Below are 19,814 nucleotides of genomic sequence, written 5' to 3' on the forward strand. Positions count from 1 at the left end.
ATCAGCTGGCGCGACCGCCACCGCCGCCCTGGCTGCGACCGCCGCCGGCATTGCCACCGCCACGGCGCTGGCCCTGCGGCTGGCCACCGCGCGGTGCACCGCGGCCGGCGCCATCACGCTGACCGCCACCGGCCTTCTTCGGGCCGGCATGGGCGTGGCGCGGGGCCTCGGCGTGCGGGCGACGTGCATGCTTGCGCGGCGAACGATCGCCACCCGGCAGTTCGGCCTTGCCCGGCGCGCTGTTGCCCCAGCGGATCGGGGTCTGCGGCTCGAAGCCCGGCACGTCGCGGATGTCCATGTCCTTGTCGAGCAGGCGCACGATCTGGCGCAGCAGCTTGGCTTCGTCCTGCGCCACCAGCGAGATCGCCTGGCCGGTCGAGCCGTTACGGCCGGTACGGCCGATGCGGTGCACGTAATCCTCGGCCACCATCGGCAGGTCATAGTTGATGACCTTCGGCAGCTCGTTGATGTCGATGCCACGCGCGGCGATATCGGTGGCGACCAGCACGGTCACGCGGCCAGCCTTGAAGTCACCCAGCGCACGCAGGCGCTGACCCTGGCTCTTGTTGCCGTGGATCGCCGCGGTCTTGATGCCGGACTTGTCCAGGAACATGGCCAGCTTGTCGCAGCCGTGCTTGGTACGGCCGAACACCAGGGTCTGCTCACGGCTGTCCTGGGCCAGAAGATGCAGCAGCAGCTCGCGCTTGCGCGGGCCATCGACCGGGTGCACGCGGTGGCTGATGTTCTCGGCAACGGTGTTCTTCGGCGTGACCTGGATCTGCTCCGGGTTGCGCATGAACTCCAGCGCCAGCTGCTTGATGCTCTCTTCGAAGGTCGCCGAGAACAGCAGGGTCTGGCGGTTCTGGCGCGGCAGCTTGGCGAGGATCTTCTTGATCGACGGCAGGAAGCCCATGTCGAGCATGCGGTCGGCTTCGTCCAGCACCAGGATTTCGATGCCGGAGAGGTCGACGCTGCGACGCTCGATGTGATCGATCAGGCGGCCCGGGCAGGCGACCAGCAGGTCCACGCCACGGCGCAGCACATCGAACTGGTTGCCCATGCCGACGCCGCCGTAGATGCAGGCGCTCGGGATGCGCAGGTACTTGCTGTAGCCGCGCAGGCTGTCATGCACCTGGGTGGCCAGCTCGCGGGTCGGGGTCAGCACCAGTGCACGCGGACGGCGCGGGCCATCGACGGCCTGCGGGTTGGTGCCCAGGTGCTGCAGCAGCGGCAGGCCGAACGCGGCGGTCTTGCCGGTACCGGTCTGTGCGCCGGCCAGCAGGTCGCGGCCTTCCAGGGCGAGCGGGATGGCCTGCTGCTGGATCGGGGTGGGGGTATCGTAGCCCTGCTCGGCCAACGCGCGCAGCAGGAACGGGGCAAGGCCCAAGGATTCAAAAGACATCGGGTGGAAGCTCCAAAGACAAAGTAACGCCAGGCCGAATGGCCGGACGCGAGGCAGATCAATGTGATCGGCTGACTCGGAGCGTTCCCGTAAACCGCGCTGCGAGAATTGGGTGCAGTCGACGCGGTGCGCAGACTGGAATGCATGACGAATGGCGTCGGAGTGGGGGCGGGCGACGGATCGTTTGATCCATATCGCCGGCGATCCCGAAGGGAAACGGACGGCCGCTGCAGACCCGGATAGTCTAACGGATGTTTGAGACCCATACCAAATCGCCCTGTTCAGCTTGGCAGGAGAGGGACGCAACGGTAACGCCACGCCATGCGTGGCTGCGCCTGCGCTTAGGCAATGCATTACGGTAAGGCAATGCGGCAATGCAGCTGGTAGGCCCGCCAACCATTTGATTACACTTGAAACCTATTTTCGCGATCCCGGATACCCACCCATGAAGCTTGGCTCTTTGAAGGAAGGCGGCCGCGACGGCACCCTGATCGTGGTCTCGCGCGATCTGCGCCAGGGCGTGCGCGCCACCGGCATCGCCACGACGCTGCAGCAGGCACTGGAAGACTGGAGCCACCTGGCGCCGCGCCTGAACGCCCTGTACGAATCGCTGAACGACGGCGACGCCGACGGCGTGTTCGATATCGACCTGCAGGCACTGGCCGCCCCGTTGCCGCGTTCGTATGAGTTCGTCGACGGCAGCGCCTACCTGCCGCATGTGGCCCGTGTGCGCCGCGCGCGTGGCGCCGAGGTGCCGGAGAGCTTCTACACCGATCCGCTGATGTACCAGGCCACCAGCGCCGGCTTTTACGGCCCGCGCGATGCGGTCAAGGTGGTCAGCGAGGAGTACGGCATCGATCTGGAAGCCGAACTGGTGGTGATCACCGACGACGTGCCGATGGCGGTGACTCCGGAGCAGGCCGCCGGCCACATCCAGCTGATCGGCCTGGTCAACGATGTCTCGCTGCGCAACCTGATCCCGGGCGAACTGGCCAAGGGCTTCGGCTTCCTGCAGTCCAAACCGCGCTCGGCGCTGTCGCCGGTGTTCGTCACCCCGGATGAGCTGGGCGAGGCCTGGCAGGACAGCAAGGTCCACCTGCCGCTGGTCACCCACATCAATGGCACCTGGTTCGGCGCGCCGGAAGCCGGCGTGGACATGCAGTTCAACTTCGCCCAACTGGTCGCGCACGCGGCCAAGACCCGTCCGCTGGGCGCGGGCGCGATCGTCGGCTCGGGCACCATCGCCAACGAAGACACCAGCAAGGGCGCCTCCTGCTTCGCCGAACAGCGCACGGTGGAAACCCTGCGCGACGGCAAGCCGAGCACGCCCTTCATGTCCTTCGGTGATGTGGTGCGGATCGAGATGTTCGATGCGGCGGGCGAGAGCGTCTTCGGGGCGATCGAGCAGCGCATCGAGCAGGCAGCCAAGCCCTGATCGCGGGGGCGGAGATCGTCATGGAACCGATTGAACTCTTCAGTTACTGGCGGTCCAGCGCGGCCTACCGCGTGCGCATCGGGCTGAACCTCAAGGGCCTGCCGCACCAGATCACCCCGGTGCACCTGGTCCGCGAAGGCGGGGAACAGCACAGCGCGGCCTACGCCGCGCTCAACCCGCAGGAACTGGTGCCTACCCTGCGCCATGGTGATCGCGTGCTCCAGCAGTCGATGGCGATCCTGGAGTACCTCGACGAGGTCTTCCCGGCCACGCCGTTGCTGCCCGGCGATGCGCAGGGCAGGGCGCGCGTGCGTGCACTGGCCCAGCTGGTCGCTTGCGACATCCACCCGCTGAACAACCTGCGGGTCATGCAGTATCTGGAGCGCACGCTGCAGGCCAGCGCCGAGGCGCGCACGCAGTGGACGCTGCACTGGATGGCGGAGGGGTTGGTGGCGATGGAAACGCTGCTGGCCGGCCATGCGGCGACCGGCACGTTCTGCCACGGCGAGCAGCCGGGTCTGGCCGATGCGTGCCTGGTCCCGCAGCTGTACAACGCGAACCGGTTCGGCCTGGATCTGGCGCCGTACCCGACCCTGCAGCGGATCGAGGCGGCGTGCCTGGCACTCCCGGCGTTCGATGCGGCGCGGCCGGAGAATCAGATCGACGCAGGGTGACAGGTAAGCATCGACCGTTGGTCGATGCGCCTGGCCCATTGCCCCCACCAACGGTGGGGACCTACCCGTCAGAACCCGTGCGTGATCGCCGGTGCCGAGGCGGCCGAGTAATCCGCGTACGGATCGTGCTCGTTGCCGCCCTCGGACAGGCGGAACTTCAGCGCCAGACCATCGCGCGAATCGGCTGCGCGCAGCGCCTCTTCTTGCTCGATGATGCCGTTCTTGGCCATCCGGAACAGGCACTGGTCGAAGCTCTCCATGCCTTCTTCCAGCGAGGCTTCCATCGCCGCCTTGATCTCGTGCACCTGACCGCGGCGCAGCAGGTCGCGGATCATCGGCGTGTTGATCAGCACTTCGGTGGCCGGCAGGCGGCGCCCGTCCTTGCCCTTGACCAGGCGCTGGGAGACCACCGCACGCAGGTTCAGCGAGAGGTTCATCAGCACGTTGCGATGCGCGCTCTCGGGGAAGAAGTTGAGGATGCGCTCGATGGTCTGGTCGGCGTTGTTGGAGTGCAGGGTGGCCAGGCACAGGTGCCCGGTTTCGGCGAAGGCGATCGCCGCCTCCATGGTTTCCGCATCCAGGATTTCGCCGATCAGGATCACATCGGGCGCTTCACGCATCGCGTTCTTCAACGCGTGGTGGAAGGTGTGGGTGTCCAGCCCGACCTCGCGCTGGTTCACGATCGACATCTTATGCTTGTGCAGGTACTCGATCGGGTCCTCGATGGTGAGGATGTGCCCGGTCGTGGTGCTGTTGCGGTGGTCGATCATCGAGGCCAGCGAGGTCGACTTGCCCGAGCCGGTCGAGCCGACCACCAGCACCAGCCCGCGCGGGGTCATGATGACGTCCTTGAGCACCTGCGGCAGGTTGAGCTCTTCGATGCTGGGGATCTTGCTGCGGATCGCACGGATCACCATGCCGACCTCGCCGCGCTGCTTGAACACGTTCACGCGGAAGCGCCCGGCGTCGGGCAGGGCAATGGCCATGTTGAGCTCGAGCTCGCGCTCGAACTGCGGGGCCTGGCCCTCATCCATCAGCGAGTAGGCGATCTTCTTGACCATTCCGGGCGGCAACCCGGTATTGCCGAGCGGATAGAGTTTCCCCTCGATCTTGATGTATACCGGTGCTCCCGTCGTCAAGAACATGTCCGACGCGTTCTTTTCGGTCATCAGCTTCAGGAAATAGCCGATATCCATGCGAAATGTTTCCCCAACAATCAGCGGCGTGCCATTGCAAGCGCACCGCAGGCTTCCGACAATGGCCGCGCACACAACTCTGGCGACGGCACCCCCAATGAAACCTAGCTTCGCACAAATACGACGGGCCCTGTATGTGACGGTGTGCGCATTCGCGCTCTCTGGTGCCGCACAGGCGCAGGATGGCGCCCTGGAACTGATGCAGGCCCGACAGGCGGTCGACAAGGCCACCCAGGCCGATGCCGACCAGTACGCCCCGGACCTGATCGCCGTGGCCCGCCAAGGGCTGGAGCAGGCCCAGCGCGCCGCCGGCGACCGCCGCGAGCGCAAGAACGCGCCGATGCTGGCCGTTCGCGCCACGGTCGATGCCGACCTGGCCCGCGCGCGCAGCGAAGAAGCCACCGCCACCGCGCAGCTGCAACTGCGCCGCAACGAAGTCAGCCAGCTGCAGCGCCAGCTCGCCACCGGGGAAGACCGCTGATGATGTCCACGAAGATGCGCATGCCCTGCCTGCTCCTGGCCGCCAGCCTCAGCCTGCCGTTGATGGCCCACGCCGCCGATGACCCGGCCGTGGCCCAGCTGACCCAGCGCCTGATGGCCATCCAGGCCAACCCGGATGCCGCCCAGCTGGCCGCCTTCGAGCGCCTGCAGGCCCAGCAGGCCGTGGCCGATCTGGCCAAGGCCAAGCGCCGGGATCTGGACCAGGCCCGCTACCTGGCCGAGCGCCGGGTCGAGATCGCCGAGACCAGCGTGCGTGCCGCGCTGGCCCAGCGTGAGGTCGATCAGCTCGAGCGCACCCGCAGCGAGCTGCTGATCGAAGCCAGCCGCCGCGATGCCCAGCGTGCCCGCCAGGAGGCCGAGCGCCTGCGCGTGCAGGCCCAGATCCAGGCCGAGGAAAGCGAACGCCTGCGCCAGGCGGCCGAGCAGGAAGCGCTGGCCCGCCAGGATGCCGAAACCGCGCTGACCAGCGTGGCCGGCAAGCAGACCGCCCGTCTGAGCGCGGCCCAGCAGAACGCGGCCAAGCTGGCCCGTGAGGAAGCCGAGCTGGTGGCGGGCAGCAAGCTGCCAGGCTCCAAGTTCGACAGCCGCGGCGAAGTGTTCACCTTCAATGGCGACGCCTTCGCCGCCGGCAAGGGCAGCCTGTCCGGCGGTGCCAAGGGCCAGGCCAAGGCCTTGGCCGAGTACCTGAACATCGGCAAGAAGGGCCGGGTCCGGATCGAGGCGTACGACGCCGCAGCCGGGGTCGGTCAGCAGCGTGCCGAGGCCCTGCGTGATGCCCTGGTCGCGGCCGGTGTGAGCAGCAGCCGGCTGCAGGTGAGCGGCAAGAAGGCGGCGGCGACCAAGGCGCGTTCGGCCGAGGTCATCATCGCGCCCTGATGCCGGATCTGGAGGCGCTCATGACCGCGGGCTGTGACGCAAATCCTTGTTTTTGTTTAATTTTCGTTGTTCTGCGTGTTCAGGCTGAACCCCGCCTAGGCAGCGCCAACGATATCGTTTGAAAGGGTTGAACCGCCCTCGAAGCAAGCGTAGGGTCAGTTGTCCGGGTCGCCTTCCGCGGCCCGGACGATTGGAGGGCCGGCAATGCACGAGCGCCACGAATCACCGCAGTCCCCGATCCGGCACGATGTGCTGGAGGGCGCTGCGGGTTCGCAGGCCACGGATGCGCGGTACTCCGCCCCAAGCAGCGCCCCGTGCCGTCAGGCCGGGGCGTTCTTGTTTCAGCAGAAGCGATAGGAGGTTCATCATGTTTGAAGGTCAGCCCCAGAGCGATATCGACGCACGGCGCCAGCAGGATCCGGAATTCAAGGCGTTGTACGAACGGCACCAGAAGTTGAACAAAAAGTGCATGGATGCCGAGCTGGGCGTACTTCCGATAGACCGTCTCACCCTGGGACAGATGAAACGAGAAAAGCTGCTGGCCAAGCAGAAGCTGGAACGGTTGTACGCCTCCCCCATGCATTAACCCCTTTACCACCCTACGTCGCGGGCGGTTCCGGTCTCCTCGTCGACCGGTGCCGTCCGCGCCGCTTATGAACACGGCAACCTGACTTTCGCCGCCAACCGTCGGATAATCACCGGTCCGGCCGCCCAGCGGCGCGAATCGATGTGAACCGATGGCAATCCACTCCTCCGTACTCGAACTCATTGGCCAGACCCCGATCGTCAAGGCCCAGCGCCTGGATACCGGCGTCTGCGAGCTTTACCTGAAGCTCGAGAGTGCCAATCCGGGAGGATCGATCAAGGACCGCATCGGGCTGTCGATGATCGAAGCCGCCGAGCAGCGTGGCGACCTCAAGCCGGGCGCGACCCTGGTCGAGGGCACCGCCGGCAACACCGGCCTGGGCCTGGCGCTGGTCGCCCAGCAGAAGGGCTACAAGCTGATCCTGGTCGTGCCGGACAAGATGAGCCGCGAGAAGATCTTCAACCTCAAGGCGATGGGTGCCGAAGTGCGCCTGACCCGGTCGGACGTGGCCAAGGGCCACCCGGAGTACTACCAGGACATGGCCAAGCGCGTGGCCGAGGAAACCCCCGGCGCGTACTTCATCAACCAGTTCGGCAACCCGGACAACCCGGCCGCCCATGAATTCGGCACCGGCCCGGAAATCCTGGCGCAGATGGACGGCGACCTGGATGCGATCGTGTTCGGCTGTGGCAGCTCCGGCACCATGACCGGCCTGTCTCGCGCCTTCTCCACCCTCTCGCCGAAGACCGAGCTGGTCCTGGCTGACCCGGTCGGCTCCATCCTGGCCGAGTACATCAATGACGGCGTGCTCAACGACAAGTCGGGCAGCTGGCTGGTGGAAGGCATCGGCGAGGACTTCCTGCCCTCGATCGCCGATTTCAGCCGCGTCACCAAGGCTTACGCGATCAGCGATGCCGAGAGCTTCCACACCGCGCGCGAGCTGCTGGGCAAGGAAGGCATCCTCGGTGGTTCCTCGACCGGCACCCTGCTGGCCGCGGCGCTGAAGTACTGCAAAGAGCAGACCACCCCGAAGAAGGTGCTGGTGCTGGTCTGCGACACCGGCAACAAGTACCTGTCCAAGATGTACAACGACTACTGGATGCTGGACAACGGCTTCCTGGAGCGCCCGCAGTCCGGCGATCTGCGCGACCTGATCCTGCGCCCGTACGGCCAGCGCGACACCGTCGTGATCGGTCCGAACGATCTGCTGACCACCGCCTATCAGCGCATGAAGCTGTATGACGTCTCGCAGCTGCCGGTGATGGACGGCGACCAGCTGGTCGGCATCGTGGATGAAAGCGACGTCCTGCTGCATGTCTATGGCGACGAAGCCCGCTTCCGCGACCCGGTCGCCACCGCGATGGTCAGCAAGCTGGACCGCCTGGACGTGAAATCGCCGATCGAGGCCCTGCTGCCGGTGTTCGACCGCGGCCAGGTCGCCATCGTGATGGACGGCGCCAACTTCCTCGGCCTGATCACCCGCATCGACCTGCTGAACTACCTGCGCCGCCGGGTACAGTAAGCGGCTGAGTCGCAATGAACCCATGTTTATCCGCGTCAACGGCCGATTAAGCCACCGCTGATAGACTTCCGCTCCTTTTGCGGGGGCCCCTGTGGGGGCTCCTCTTGCTGGGAAACAACATGTCCGATCACGCTTCCTCCGGGCACGGCGACCGCTCGCTCGCCCTGGCCACGCTGGCCATCCATGGCGGCCAGTCGCCGGATCCGAGCACCGGCGCGGTGATGCCGCCGATCTACGCGACCTCCACCTACGCCCAGTCCAGCCCCGGTGAACACCAGGGTTTCGAGTACTCGCGCACCCACAATCCCACCCGCTTCGCCTACGAGCGGTGCGTGGCCTCCCTGGAAGGCGGCAGCCGCGGTTACGCGTTCGCCTCGGGCATGGCCGCCAGCTCCACCGTGATGGAACTGCTGGACGCCGGCAGCCACGTGGTGGCGATGGATGACATCTATGGCGGCACCTTCCGCTTGTTCGAGCGCGTGCGTAAGCGCACCGCCGGCCTGCAGTTCAGCTTCGTCGACCTGACCGACCTGGCCGCGTTCGAGGCCTCGATCACCCCGCAGACCAAGATGGTCTGGATCGAGACGCCGACCAACCCGATGCTGAAGATCGTCGACATCGCCGCGGTCGCTGCGATCGCCAAGCGCCACCAGCTGCTGGTGGTGGTCGACAACACCTTCGCCTCGCCGATGCTGCAGCGCCCGCTGGAGCAGGGCGCGGACCTGGTCCTGCACTCGGCCACCAAGTACCTCAACGGGCACTCGGACATGGTCGGCGGTATGGTCGTGGTCGGCGACAACGCCGAGCTGGCCGAGCAGATGGCCTTCCTGCAGAACTCCATCGGTGCCGTGCAGGGGCCGTTCGACAGCTTCCTGGCCCTGCGTGGCCTGAAGACCCTGCCGCTGCGCATGAAGGCGCACTGCGCCAACGCGCTGGCCCTGGCCCAGTGGCTGGAAAAGCAGCCGGCCGTGGAAAAGGTCATCTATCCCGGCCTGACCTCGCACCCGCAGCACGAGCTGGCGACGCGCCAGATGAACGGCTACGGCGGCATCGTCTCGATCGTGCTCAAGGGCGGTTTCGCGGCGGCCAAGCGCTTCTGCGAGAAAACCGAACTGTTCACGCTGGCCGAGTCGCTGGGTGGCGTGGAAAGCCTGGTGAATCATCCTGCGGTGATGACGCATGCCTCGATTCCGGTGGAACGCCGGGAACAGCTGGGCATCAGCGATGCGCTGGTGCGGCTGAGTGTGGGGGTTGAGGAGTTGGGGGATCTGCAGGTGGATCTTGAGCGGGCGTTGGGCTGATCGCAGCCGATCCCGATGAACGCAATCGAGCCCCCCCGACCGTCTGCCCAAGTGCGCCTGCTGGCGTGGTTGCGCAGCCAAGGTTGGCTGCGCAGCGTCTATCACGTCATTCCACGCCCGCTGCGTGAGGGCGCTTTGCAGCTCCTCACCCATCGCCTGCGTGCGCGTGCGCGTTTTGCACGTACCCCCGCCTGGCGGGAATGGAATAGGCCGGCACATCTAGGCGCGCCGCTCGTCCGCGCGCCGGGCGTGCGGCCGGAGCGATCCGGCGTCAACATCATCGGTTACGTCAATGGCCAGTTTGGATTGGCGGAAGCGGCACGCAGCTATGCGCGCGCGCTCATAGAGCAGGGGGTACCGGTTGCGCTGCACGATATCAATCTGGGCCTCCCCAACGTGCGTGCCAAAAGCGCGCTCGATGCTCATATCGATGACACGATGCCGCATCAGGTCAGCATCATATTCGTCAATCCAGATTATCTTCCACAGGCATTGGCGAAGATCGGCAAAGCGCATCTCAAGGGGCGGCATCTCATCGCGTGCTGGTTCTGGGAATTGGAGCGGATTCCGGATGCTTGGCTGCCATCACTCGGCTTGGTGGACGAAGTCATGGTCGCCAGCGCGTTCGTCGAGCAGGCCCTTGCGCGGGTGACCGACACGCCGGTGCTGCGGGTACCGATGCCCGTTACGGTGCCTGCGGACAGCGGATTGCAGCGCGACGATTTCGGCCTGCCGGCAGACGTCTTTGTATTTCTGACGACCTTCGACTTCAGCTCCAGGATGGAGCGCAAGAATCCGGAGGCGGCCATCCGTGCATTTCTGGCGGCATTCCCATCAACGCGCCGTGACGTGCGCCTGGTGGTCAAGAGCAGCAATGGGCATCGATTCCCGCATTGGCTCAAGCACCTGCTGGCCCTTGTTGCGGGCGATGATCGAATTCTGATTCGGGACGACGTCATTGAACGTGAACATCTCACCGCCTTGCAACGGTGTTCGAACGCCTATGTATCGCTGCATCGCGCAGAGGGATTCGGGCTGGGAATGGCCGAATGCATGGCGATGGGGAAGCCAGTCATCGCCACGGCCTGGTCGGGCAACATGGAGTTCATGGACGCAGGGTGCGCGGCGCTGGTCGATTACTCCCTCATTCCGATTCGCGCTGGTGAATACCCCGGAGGCGAAGGCCTGCGTTGGGCTGATCCCAATATAGAACAGGCCTCCGCCTGGATGCGAAGGCTGGTTGACGAACCCGGGCTGGCACCTGGCCTGGGCGAGCGGGGCAGGCAGCATGTCGACGAGGTTTTGTCCGGCAGGCACGCCGCGCGACAGATCGTCATCCGTACAGGTGAAATCGAGGCTGGGCGGATTTCCACGCAGCAATGCATGAAAGAACTACTGGAAGAGGGCGAAACAAGCCGTGATTGACATGCTGCGGTCCCTTTGGGCATATCGCTACTTTATTCTCTCCTCGATCAAGAACGACCTGAGGATGCGCTTCATTCGAAGCAAACTGGGTGCGCTGTGGATGATCATTCATCCGCTGATGCAGGTTCTCATCTTCGCCACCATCCTCTCCGAGGTTTTGTCGGCAAAAATGCCTGGCGTGGAGAACAAGTATGGATACGCCTTGTATCTGATGGCGGGAACGCTCTGTTGGAGCATGTTCTCGGAGACGGTATCCAAGTGCGTCAATCTGTTCGTGGATAGCGGCAACCTAATGAAGAAAATGGCGTTCCCGCGGATCTGCCTTCCGTTTATTGCAGCCGGAACCATGCTGGCAAACAACCTGCTGCTGCTGGCGGCGATCTTTGCCGTGTTCGCTGTGATGGGACACTATCCTGGCGTGCAGGTGCTGTGGCTGCCGGCACTGATCCTGCTGACGCTCGGTTTCGCAATGTCGATCGGTCTCCTGCTCGGCGTATTCAATGTATTCATGCGGGACATCAGTCAGGTGGTTCCGGTTGTCCTGCAGGCGCTGTTCTGGCTGACGCCGATTGTCTACAACGTGAGCATCCTGCCGGAAGCGGCTCGCGAGGCATTCAAGCTCAACCCGTTGTACCCGTTGGTGACCAGCTATCAACAGGTGCTCCTGTACAACCAGCCGCCCGTGTGGATGGATCTGTTGCCGATGGCAGTGGTGACGTTGATATTGCTGCTTGCGTCGCTGGTGGTGTTCCGCAAGGCCAGTCCGGAAATGGTGGACGCGCTATGAGTGGTCTGCTGAAGCTCACGGGGGTAGGCAAGGCCTACCGGCATTGGGGTAGCGAATGGCTTCGTGCAGCCAGCTGGTTCGGCCTGCCGGTGCGTCCCAAGGAGGAGCACTGGATCCTCCGCAATGTGTCCCTGACCATCTCGCCGGGCGAGGCGGTAGGTGTGGTGGGCCGCAACGGTGCAGGCAAAAGCACCCTGCTGAAGCTGATCACCGGCACCACCCAGCCCACCGAAGGCAGCATCATGCGCGGTGGGCGCATCGCGGCCATCCTCGAGTTAGGCATGGGCTTCAATCCGGACCTCACCGGCCGCCAGAATGCCTTCCACGCCGCGGGTCTGATGGGGTACACGCAGCACCAGATCGAAGCGATGATCACCTTCATCGAAGCGTTCGCCGAGGTAGGCGAGTATTTTGATGAGCCTGTTCGCACCTACTCTAGCGGCATGCAGGTGCGTGTGGCGTTTGCTGTCGCAACTGCGTTCCGCCCGGATATTCTCATCGTCGATGAGGCGCTCTCGGTCGGCGATGCCTATTTCCAGGCAAAGTGCTTCAAACGCGTGCAGGAGTTCAAGGAGCTGGGCACAACGCTCATCTTGGTGAGCCACTCCGTCGCCGATATCGTCAAGCATTGCGATCGTGTGATCTTCATCAAGGATGGCGGTGTTCACGCTGATGGACCGTCACGCGAAGTGTCCAACCTGTATCTTGACGAGTTGTTTGGCCGCAAGCCTGCAAGAGCGACCGCGTCGGCTGCCAGCGTCGCACCGACGAGCGCGGTGATGGAAGGTGGGAGAGACGACCTGTTCCACACGCGGCGCGGCTACAACAAAGCCGAACATCGATGGGGCCAGGGCGGAGCCAGGATCATCGACTACGCCATCGTGAGCGGAGGCGAGGAACATCCGGCGCGCATTGACAGCGGCGCACGTACCGAGTTCGTGATGAAGGTGCTGTTCGAGCAGGATGTCGACAATGCAGTGCCCGGTATTCTGATCAAGACCTTGGAAGGCCTGTTCCTGTACGGGACCAACTCGTTCCTGGCCAGCAACGGGGCCGCAGCTATCTCCGCGAAGGCGGGTGACATAGTGGTCTGCAGCTTCCAGGTGCCCATGAACGTCAATGAAGGGCACTACATGGTGTCGCTGGGCATCTCGTCGGGGGATCCTCTTTCCGAATTGGTACCGCTGGATCGCCGGTACGACTCCATCCTGCTTGATGTGAGCCGGCCGATGCAGTTCTGGGGAATTGTGGACCTCCACGCTGACTTCAGCGTGCAGGCGGCTTCAGCAGGCGCAGAAACGTATGTGGTACCGAGAATTGGATGACGATGCTTATGAATGATGCCCCCCCCCGTGCCGATGGCTCGATCAAAGCGCTGGTAGCTGCGTTGCCGGAGAAGTACCAGCCCATCTTCGGTCACCCGGAACTGTCGGATGGAAGTTCCCGAGGGTGCGAAGATCGATTGGCGCTCATTCTTGCAGCGGCCCAGCGATTGCAGGGCGCATTGGGGCGGCCGCTGCGCGTGCTCGACCTCGGCTGTGCCCAAGGCTTCTTCTCGCTGAACCTGGCGGCAGCGGGTCATTCCGTTCACGGTGCGGATTTCCTTGATCGAAACGTTGATGTCTGCGCTGCGCTCGCCGCGGAAGCCGGGCTGGCCAAGGCGACCTTCCGGTGCGCTCGCATCGAGGACGTCGCTGCCGCATTGCAGGCCGACACCTATGATCTGGTCCTCGGCCTCAGTGTCTTCCATCATCTGGTGCACGAGCACGGCCTGCCCCCCATCGTTGAGATCATCGCCGGCATCGCGGACAAGATCGGCTGCGGTATCTACGAGGTCGCGGTGCGCGAGGAGCCGCTGTATTGGGGGCCTTCCCAGCCGAAGCACGCCAGTGAGCTGCTCGCACCCTACGCGTTCCTGCGGGTCATGTCCTGGCAGCCGACGCACCTGTCAGGCGTTGAGCGCCCGCTGTATTTCGCCAGCCAGAAATACTGGTACGTGGGTGATGATTTCCGTGCATTCGATTCGTGGCGCTTCCAGTCGCATTCGATGGACATGAGCAGTCACCAGCAATCCCGACGCTATTTCTTCAGCAAGCATGCCCTGCTCAAGCAGTACTCACTGGTGAATCCGGCCCGACGTGAGTTCAATCGCGAGGAGTACGAAAACGAAGCCGGGTTCCTAGCTGTACCGCCGCCGCAGATGCGCACCCCTGCCATGATTGAAGCGGTGGTGGATCGCCAGGACTGCTGGCTTGCCAGAGAGATGTTGCCGGGCCGGCTGCTGTTGAAGCTGATGGACGAGCATGTGCCCTATGCAGCCGAGCGCGTGGTGGATGGGTTGATCCGCCAGCTGGTGCTGCTGGAGGAGTGTGGCCTTTATCACAATGACGTGCGCTGCTGGAATCTGATGATCGATGGCGATTCGGAGCCATACCTGATCGATTTCGGCGCGATCTCAAAGACGCGAAGCGACTGCGTGTGGCCGGTCGATCTGCTGGTGTCGCTGCTGATCACCGTGCGCGAAATCTTCATGGCGCACGTCGGGCCGGTGCTGCCGGTGCGGCGTGGCTTGTTGGATATCAGCATGCTGCCTATGCGCTACCAGACTGCGTTCGCCAACGCGCTCGCCAAGCCGCGTGACGCTTGGAGCTTCCGCGAACTGTCGGACGGCATCAAGGCATGGGCCGGTGAGTCGATTGAGTTCCCCGGATACGTCGCGGCGATTTCCGCCGCCGAACGAGGGATGTTGAGCCTTGAAGGGACGCTTGCGGCTGAGAGGCATGAGGGCAGGGTTGCCCGCGAGAACCTTGCACGCTCGTTGGACGAGGCTCGCACGGAGCTGACACGCTCGCTCGAAGGGGCGCGCGCGGAGCTGACAAGTTCCCGTGAGGATGCCCATCGTTGGCACCTGCTTGCTGCGCAACGGGACGACGAGATCGCCGCCTTGAATGACCGCACGGTGTCCACGACGGTCAGCCACGGTGCCCTGCAGCGGCGAATGGAAGGCTTGCTGGCCCAGCTGGCGGTCCAGGAGGCGGAGGCGCGCAGGGTTGGTGAGGACAATGCCGCGCTCGGAAAGTCCGTGCAGGAGTGGCAGGCGCGTGCAGACGAACTGAATCACCTGTTGCTTCTCGTTCGCGGCAGCTGGTCCTGGAAGTTGACCGCCCCGCTGCGGGGCCTCAAGCTCCTGGTTCGGCAGCCGACCGCCTTCACCCGGCGGATCGTCCTGGCCGGCATGCGACGCGTGGTGCGTTATCCGGTGATGGCGCGGCGGCTCAATTCGCTGGCCCAGTTGTTCCCGCCGCTGCACGCCAAGCTGATCTCGGTGGCCGTGAACAATCGAATCATCGCCGACGTTCCCGCTCCAATCGAGCAGGAAGGGATCGTCGGTGGCGTAAGCTCATTTACCGGCCTGACCGAGCGCGACGGCCTGGACCGCCTGTCCATCCGCGGCAAGGCGTTTTACCAAGGCATTGCAAACGGCAATCGCAAGGAGGCCCGTTGATGCGAGTTCTTTTGGACCTGCAGGGTGCGCAAGGCGAAAGCCGGCGCCGCGGCATCGGCCGATACTCCTTGTCGCTCGCTATCGCTGCAGCGCGGTCGAAGCGGGGGCATGATCTGCACCTCCTGTTGAATGGCGCCTTCCCGGAGACCATCGATCAGATTCGGGACGCATTCACGGGCCTCGTGCCGAGACACAAGATCCATGTGATGCATGTTCCGCTTCCGGTATTCGAGCGCGACGCGGGCAACGACCGTCGCAGAAGCCAGGCAGAGATCATCCGGGAAGCTGCGATCGCCTCGGTGAACCCGGACGTCGTGCACGTCTCCAGTCTCTTCGAGGGATTTGCTGACAATGCCGTCTGCAGTATCAACCAACACTGCCGCGTCCCTACGATCGTGACGCTTTACGATCTGATCCCGCTGATGAATGCCAAGTTGTATCTTGATCCCGATCCGACCTACAAGAGCTTCTATCTCGGAAAGCTGGGCAACCTGGGGCGTGCCGATGCCCTCGTGGCCATCTCTCAGAGTTCGGCGGCGGAAGGACACGATGTAGCGGGCTTCCCTGCCGATCGGATATTCAACATCTCTGCAGCTTGCGATCGTGTGTTCCGGCCGTTGAAGGAAGCCGATCCGCTGCGCGGCGCTACACGGGCGGCGTTCGGCTTGCACGGCGGGTTCGTGCTGTATACCGGTGGTGCGGATCGGCGAAAGAACCTGGGCCGCCTGATCGAAGCGTATGCCGGCTTGGACGCGCACACCGGCGCACATGTGCAGCTGGTCCTGGCGGGACACATGCCGGGACCGCAAGTTGCCGAGTTGCAGTCCCTGGCGCTCGAGAAGGGGCTGGGCGAGCGCGATCTCGTCTTTACCGGATACATCTCTGACGAACAGTTGATTGCCTTATACAACGAATGCAGCCTGTTCGTTTTCCCGTCCTGGCACGAAGGGTTCGGTCTACCCGTGCTGGAGGCCATGGCCTGCGGCGCAGCGGTCATCGCATCGGATGCGTCCAGTATTCGGGAAATCGCGACCGAGAAGACGGCGCTGTTCGACCCAAACGACGCGGAGTCCATTCGCGAACGCATGGCGCATTTCCTGGCAAACCCGGAAGAAGTCAGGCGCCTGCGGGCGTACTCGCTGGAGCGCGCGAAGGTGTTTTCGTGGGACAGGGTCGCCGGACACTTCCTCGACGCCTGTGAACGTGTGGCAGCGATGGGCATCGAGCGCACCTCGGCCGCGGCCGCCATCGACGACGCGATCGCCAGGCTTGGCGCGCTACGGGGGCAACACCACAGCGAAATGCTGGCGGCCGCCGACGCGCTGGACCGAAGCTGTGCTGCGCCCCCGCAGTTGCTGGTGGATGTGACCGAGCTGGCCGAAAAGGATCTTCGTTCCGGCATCCAGCGTGTGACGCGCGCGGTGCTGGCCGAGTGGGGGCGCGTGCCGCCCGCCGGGTACACCCTGCAGCTGGTGCGGATGGACCGGAGTGTGGGGACGTATGTCTGCGCAAACCGGTATGCCGCCACATTGCTCGGAGTGGAATCCCATCCGGACGTTCCTGTTGTCGCCCATCCCGGTGACGTCTTCCTTGGTCTGGACCTGGTGGGGTCCGCCGTGCAGGCGGGGAGCGCGTGGTTCGCCGCATTACAGCGCAACGGCGTCAAGGTCAGTTTCGTCGTCTATGACATCCTGCCCGTCAGGCACCCCGAATGGTGGCCAGGTGGCGGCGGACAACACCATGAGGCATGGCTGCGCAATATCCTTGCCTGCGCCGACCAACTCGTCTGCATTTCCCAGGCGGTGGCCGATGACGTCAGCGCCTGGATGGATGAGAACCAGATAGATAGTACGGCCACGATCGACTGGTTCCACCTCGGTGCGGACCTTGATGGCAGCATGCCGTCGAGGGGCCTGCCCGACGATGCGGAACAGGTTCTGGCGCTTCTGTCGGCCGTGCCCAGTTTCCTGATGGTCGGAACCATCGAGCCGCGCAAGGGACACGAGGCGGTCCTGACCGCATTCGAGGCGCTATGGGCCGACGGTCACCAGATCAACCTGGTGATTATCGGCCGCAAGGGGTGGCTGGTCGACGCGCTGTGCAGGAAGCTGGCCGGACACGAGCAGCTTGGGAAGCACCTGTTCTGGTTCGAAGGCGCCAGCGACGAGTACCTCGACCTGGTGTATGAGAAATCGAGCTGCCTGATGGCGGCGTCCGAGGGTGAAGGCTTCGGTCTGCCGCTGATCGAGGCGGCCCAGCGCGGCCTGCCCATCATCGCGCGTGACATTCCCGTGTTCAGGGAAGTGGCGGGCACGGGAGCGCATTACTTCTGCGGTGAGGGCGCTGTGCCTGTTGTGAACGCAGTCAAGGAGTGGCTGAATCTGCATGCACGGAATGAGCACCCCCCCTCGGATGGAATGCCCTGGCTGACCTGGACGCAGAGCGCCGCGCAACTGGAGCAGGTGCTGTTGAGGGGCGAAACCGCCGACGATCGGCCTGCCCTGCGGCCCTCCTGAGCTATGATCCGTAGCTGAAACCACGGGCGCGGTCCTTAGCTGGCCCCCCCGATCTGGCGGAACCCGCCACACCAGACTTTTGAAGAGAGATCGGAATGAGCAAGAAGAAGGCGATTATCACCGGCGTCACCGGCCAGGACGGCGCTTACCTGACCGAGCTGCTGCTGGGCAAGGGTTATGAGGTGTACGGCACGTATCGCCGCACCAGCTCGGTCAATTTCTGGCGCCTTGACGAGCTTGGCGTGACCAAGCACCCGAACCTGCATCTGGTGGAATACGACCTGACCGATCTGGGGACCACGATCTCCATGGTCCAGAAGATCCAGCCGGAAGAAATCTACAACCTGGCCGCGCAGAGTTTTGTGGGTGTGAGCTTCGAGCAGCCCACCACGACCGCCCAGATTACCGGCGTTGGTGCCCTGCATCTGCTGGAGGCCATCCGCCTGATCAACCCGAAGATCCGCTTCTACCAGGCGTCGACCTCGGAGATGTTCGGCAAGGTGCAGGCCATTCCGCAGATCGAGGACACGCCGTTCTATCCGCGCAGCCCGTACGGCGTCGCCAAGCTCTACGCACATTGGATCACGGTCAACTACCGCGAAAGCTACGACATCTTTGGCTCCAGTGGCATTCTGTTCAACCACGAAAGCCCGCTGCGCGGTCGCGAGTTCGTGACTCGCAAGATCACCGACTCGGTGGCCAAGATCAAGTTGGGCCAGCTGGACTGCCTGGAGCTTGGCAATCTCGATGCCAAGCGCGACTGGGGTTTTGCCAAGGAATATGTGGAAGGTATGTGGCGCATGCTGCAGGTCGAGCAGCCCGACACCTTCGTGCTGGCTACCAACCGGACTGAAACCGTGCGCGACTTCGTGCAGATGGCGTTCAAGGGTGCGGGCATCAATGTTGAGTTCCGCGGCAAGGACCAGGACGAGACCGCCGTGGATTCCGCTACCGGCAAGACCGTCATGCGTATCAACGCCAAGTTCCACCGTCCGGCCGAGGTCGACCTGCTTATCGGCAACCCGGAAAAGGCGGAACGAGTGCTTGGCTGGAAGCCGCAGACCACGCTCGAGCAGCTCTGCCAGATGATGGTCGAGGCCGATCTAAAGAGGAACGAACGTGGTTTCTCGTTCTGACCTTGCCGGTAAGCGGGTCCTGATCACTGGAGCGGCCGGGTTTACCGGTCGCTACGTCAGCCGCGAACTGCTGGACCAGGGCTGTCACCTCATTGGGATGGGGGCAGGACCTGCGATGGAGCATGGCGGGCAATCCTCCGGACTGTCCGCTTACGTCCAAGCCGATCTTCGCGATGAGCAGTCCGTTACACGGGCGGTGGCCGAGAGCCGGCCGGACATTGTTGTCCATCTCGCCGCCATTGCGTTCATCGCGCATGGCGCAGCCGATGACTTCTACAACGTCAACCTGCTGGGTTCGCGCAATCTTCTCCAGGCCATCGCCGAACACGCGCCGGGCGTCGAACGCGTGCTGCTGGCGAGTAGCGCAAATGTGTATGGCAACCTGTCGGAAGGGAAGCTCGACGAGCGGTCTCGGCCTGCACCGGCGAACGACTATGCCGTGAGCAAGCTGGCGATGGAGTACATGGCCAGCCTGTGGACGGGAAAGCTGCCGATCACCGTGGTCCGGCCGTTCAACTATACCGGTGTCGGGCAGAGCGGGAATTTCCTGATACCCAAGATCGTTTCGCACTTCGCGCAGCGCAAGGACGAGATCGAACTCGGAAACCTCGACGTGTCGCGGGATTTTGGCGACGTACGCGCTGTGGCACGGGCCTATCGGTTCCTGCTGCAATCACCCGCTGCGGTCGGCCGTACGGTCAATGTCTGCACGGGTGTGGGCCATTCACTGCAGGAGATCATCTCGATCTGCACGCGTCTGACCGGTCATTCCATGACGGTGCGGGTAAACCCTGCCTTTGTCCGTGCCAACGAAGTAAAGGTCCTGCTGGGCGACAACACGCAGTTGCTTGAGTTGATCGGCGACTGGCAGGCCCCCACGCTGGAACACACCATCGCGTGGATGTTGGGCGGGGAATAGCCTTGCGTTTCCGCCTGCCCGCAGGCGGAAATC

General features: G+C 64.0%; 16 protein-coding genes. 14 read left to right on the top strand and 2 right to left on the bottom strand.

Annotated features, from left to right (window positions below; translation table 11 throughout):
* Nucleotide 1: 1 nt before the first annotated feature.
* On the bottom strand, nucleotides 2-1,402 hold the full coding sequence (locus AC13F7_RS15750; RefSeq protein ID WP_481470251.1) for a DEAD/DEAH box helicase: 1,401 nt from the start codon (nucleotides 1,400-1,402) through the stop codon (nucleotides 2-4).
* A 445-nt stretch (nucleotides 1,403-1,847) separates the two neighbouring features.
* On the opposite strand from AC13F7_RS15750, the gene AC13F7_RS15755 reads away from it, so the two are divergent.
* Both AC13F7_RS15755 and maiA read left to right on the top strand, forming a co-directional pair.
* Nucleotides 1,848-2,837, top strand: a complete 990-nt coding sequence (locus tag AC13F7_RS15755) for a fumarylacetoacetate hydrolase family protein (RefSeq protein WP_483001993.1) — start codon at nucleotides 1,848-1,850, stop codon at nucleotides 2,835-2,837.
* Between the two features lie 20 nt (nucleotides 2,838-2,857).
* A complete protein-coding gene (gene maiA / locus AC13F7_RS15760) occupies nucleotides 2,858-3,511 on the top strand; it encodes a maleylacetoacetate isomerase (RefSeq protein ID WP_483001995.1) in 654 nt (217 codons plus the stop codon).
* Nucleotides 3,512-3,579: 68 nt separating this feature from the next.
* Here the strand turns inward: maiA and AC13F7_RS15765 are convergent, their stop codons facing one another.
* Nucleotides 3,580-4,707, bottom strand: a complete 1,128-nt coding sequence (locus tag AC13F7_RS15765; RefSeq protein ID WP_123731257.1) for a PilT/PilU family type 4a pilus ATPase — start codon at nucleotides 4,705-4,707, stop codon at nucleotides 3,580-3,582.
* A 97-nt stretch (nucleotides 4,708-4,804) separates the two neighbouring features.
* Between AC13F7_RS15765 and AC13F7_RS15770 the strand changes: the two genes are divergently transcribed.
* From AC13F7_RS15770 to AC13F7_RS15825, 12 genes are all read left to right on the top strand, one after another.
* Nucleotides 4,805-5,188 carry a DUF4398 domain-containing protein gene (locus tag AC13F7_RS15770; protein ID WP_183073797.1) on the top strand — a complete coding sequence of 128 codons (384 nt, stop codon included), beginning with the start codon at nucleotides 4,805-4,807 and terminating at the stop codon, nucleotides 5,186-5,188.
* A 14-nt stretch (nucleotides 5,189-5,202) separates the two neighbouring features.
* A complete protein-coding gene (locus tag AC13F7_RS15775; protein WP_483002327.1) occupies nucleotides 5,203-6,084 on the top strand; it encodes a hypothetical protein in 882 nt (293 codons plus the stop codon).
* Nucleotides 6,085-6,451: 367 nt separating this feature from the next.
* Nucleotides 6,452-6,670, top strand: a complete 219-nt coding sequence (locus tag AC13F7_RS15780; RefSeq protein WP_123731256.1) for an HP1242/YdcH family protein — start codon at nucleotides 6,452-6,454, stop codon at nucleotides 6,668-6,670.
* A 151-nt stretch (nucleotides 6,671-6,821) separates the two neighbouring features.
* Nucleotides 6,822-8,192 (top strand): pyridoxal-phosphate dependent enzyme, encoded by a 1,371-nt coding sequence (locus AC13F7_RS15785; RefSeq protein WP_102788976.1) that lies wholly within the window; start codon nucleotides 6,822-6,824, stop codon nucleotides 8,190-8,192.
* Between the two features lie 119 nt (nucleotides 8,193-8,311).
* The gene (locus tag AC13F7_RS15790; RefSeq protein ID WP_483001998.1) at nucleotides 8,312-9,493 is read left to right on the top strand and encodes a cystathionine gamma-synthase; all 1,182 of its coding nucleotides are present in this window, start codon (nucleotides 8,312-8,314) and stop codon (nucleotides 9,491-9,493) included.
* A gap of 15 nt (nucleotides 9,494-9,508) precedes the next feature.
* Entirely contained in the window at nucleotides 9,509-10,918 is a 1,410-nt protein-coding gene (locus AC13F7_RS15795) for a glycosyltransferase family 4 protein (RefSeq protein ID WP_483002000.1), read from the top strand.
* A gap of 1 nt (nucleotide 10,919) precedes the next feature.
* Nucleotides 10,920-11,705, top strand: a complete 786-nt coding sequence (locus tag AC13F7_RS15800) for an ABC transporter permease (protein ID WP_429000580.1) — start codon at nucleotides 10,920-10,922, stop codon at nucleotides 11,703-11,705.
* Nucleotides 11,702-13,030: an ABC transporter ATP-binding protein gene (locus AC13F7_RS15805; protein ID WP_483002002.1), complete on the top strand. Its 1,329-nt coding sequence runs from the start codon at nucleotides 11,702-11,704 to the stop codon at nucleotides 13,028-13,030. Before AC13F7_RS15800 ends, AC13F7_RS15805 begins: the two co-directional genes overlap by 4 nt.
* A gap of 8 nt (nucleotides 13,031-13,038) precedes the next feature.
* Nucleotides 13,039-15,210 carry a methyltransferase domain-containing protein gene (locus AC13F7_RS15810; protein WP_483002004.1) on the top strand — a complete coding sequence of 724 codons (2,172 nt, stop codon included), beginning with the start codon at nucleotides 13,039-13,041 and terminating at the stop codon, nucleotides 15,208-15,210.
* Complete coding sequence (locus AC13F7_RS15815) at nucleotides 15,210-17,726, top strand: glycosyltransferase family 4 protein (protein WP_483002006.1); 2,517 nt, start codon at nucleotides 15,210-15,212, stop codon at nucleotides 17,724-17,726. The genes AC13F7_RS15810 and AC13F7_RS15815 overlap by 1 nt, the downstream gene beginning before the upstream one ends.
* Before the next feature lie 95 nt (nucleotides 17,727-17,821).
* Entirely contained in the window at nucleotides 17,822-18,862 is a 1,041-nt protein-coding gene (gene gmd, locus AC13F7_RS15820) for a GDP-mannose 4,6-dehydratase (RefSeq protein WP_483002008.1), read from the top strand.
* A complete protein-coding gene (locus AC13F7_RS15825) occupies nucleotides 18,846-19,781 on the top strand; it encodes an NAD-dependent epimerase/dehydratase family protein (RefSeq protein ID WP_483002010.1) in 936 nt (311 codons plus the stop codon). Before gmd ends, AC13F7_RS15825 begins: the two co-directional genes overlap by 17 nt.
* The last annotated feature ends 33 nt before the right edge of the window (nucleotides 19,782-19,814 follow it).

It is taken from the genome of Stenotrophomonas sp. K-6 (assembly GCF_056861555.1).

Excerpts from the sequence above, each read along its gene's own strand:
- AC13F7_RS15805 (WP_483002002.1), top strand. The coding sequence starts at position 11,702 with ATGAGTGGTCTGCTGAAGCTCACGGGGGTAGGCAAGGCCTACCGGCAT.
- AC13F7_RS15775 (WP_483002327.1), top strand. The coding sequence starts at position 5,203 with ATGCGCATGCCCTGCCTGCTCCTGGCCGCCAGCCTCAGCCTGCCGTTG.
- maiA (WP_483001995.1), top strand. The coding sequence starts at position 2,858 with ATGGAACCGATTGAACTCTTCAGTTACTGGCGGTCCAGCGCGGCCTAC.
- AC13F7_RS15785 (WP_102788976.1), top strand. The coding sequence starts at position 6,822 with ATGGCAATCCACTCCTCCGTACTCGAACTCATTGGCCAGACCCCGATC.
- AC13F7_RS15765 (WP_123731257.1), bottom strand. The coding sequence starts at position 4,707 with ATGGATATCGGCTATTTCCTGAAGCTGATGACCGAAAAGAACGCGTCG.
- gmd (WP_483002008.1), top strand. The coding sequence starts at position 17,822 with ATGAGCAAGAAGAAGGCGATTATCACCGGCGTCACCGGCCAGGACGGC.
- AC13F7_RS15795 (WP_483002000.1), top strand. The coding sequence starts at position 9,509 with ATGAACGCAATCGAGCCCCCCCGACCGTCTGCCCAAGTGCGCCTGCTG.
- AC13F7_RS15750 (WP_481470251.1), bottom strand. The coding sequence starts at position 1,402 with ATGTCTTTTGAATCCTTGGGCCTTGCCCCGTTCCTGCTGCGCGCGTTG.
- AC13F7_RS15755 (WP_483001993.1), top strand. The coding sequence starts at position 1,848 with ATGAAGCTTGGCTCTTTGAAGGAAGGCGGCCGCGACGGCACCCTGATC.
- AC13F7_RS15800 (WP_429000580.1), top strand. The coding sequence starts at position 10,920 with ATGCTGCGGTCCCTTTGGGCATATCGCTACTTTATTCTCTCCTCGATC.
- AC13F7_RS15790 (WP_483001998.1), top strand. The coding sequence starts at position 8,312 with ATGTCCGATCACGCTTCCTCCGGGCACGGCGACCGCTCGCTCGCCCTG.
- AC13F7_RS15770 (WP_183073797.1), top strand. The coding sequence starts at position 4,805 with ATGAAACCTAGCTTCGCACAAATACGACGGGCCCTGTATGTGACGGTG.
- AC13F7_RS15780 (WP_123731256.1), top strand. The coding sequence starts at position 6,452 with ATGTTTGAAGGTCAGCCCCAGAGCGATATCGACGCACGGCGCCAGCAG.
- AC13F7_RS15815 (WP_483002006.1), top strand. The coding sequence starts at position 15,210 with ATGCGAGTTCTTTTGGACCTGCAGGGTGCGCAAGGCGAAAGCCGGCGC.
- AC13F7_RS15810 (WP_483002004.1), top strand. The coding sequence starts at position 13,039 with ATGAATGATGCCCCCCCCCGTGCCGATGGCTCGATCAAAGCGCTGGTA.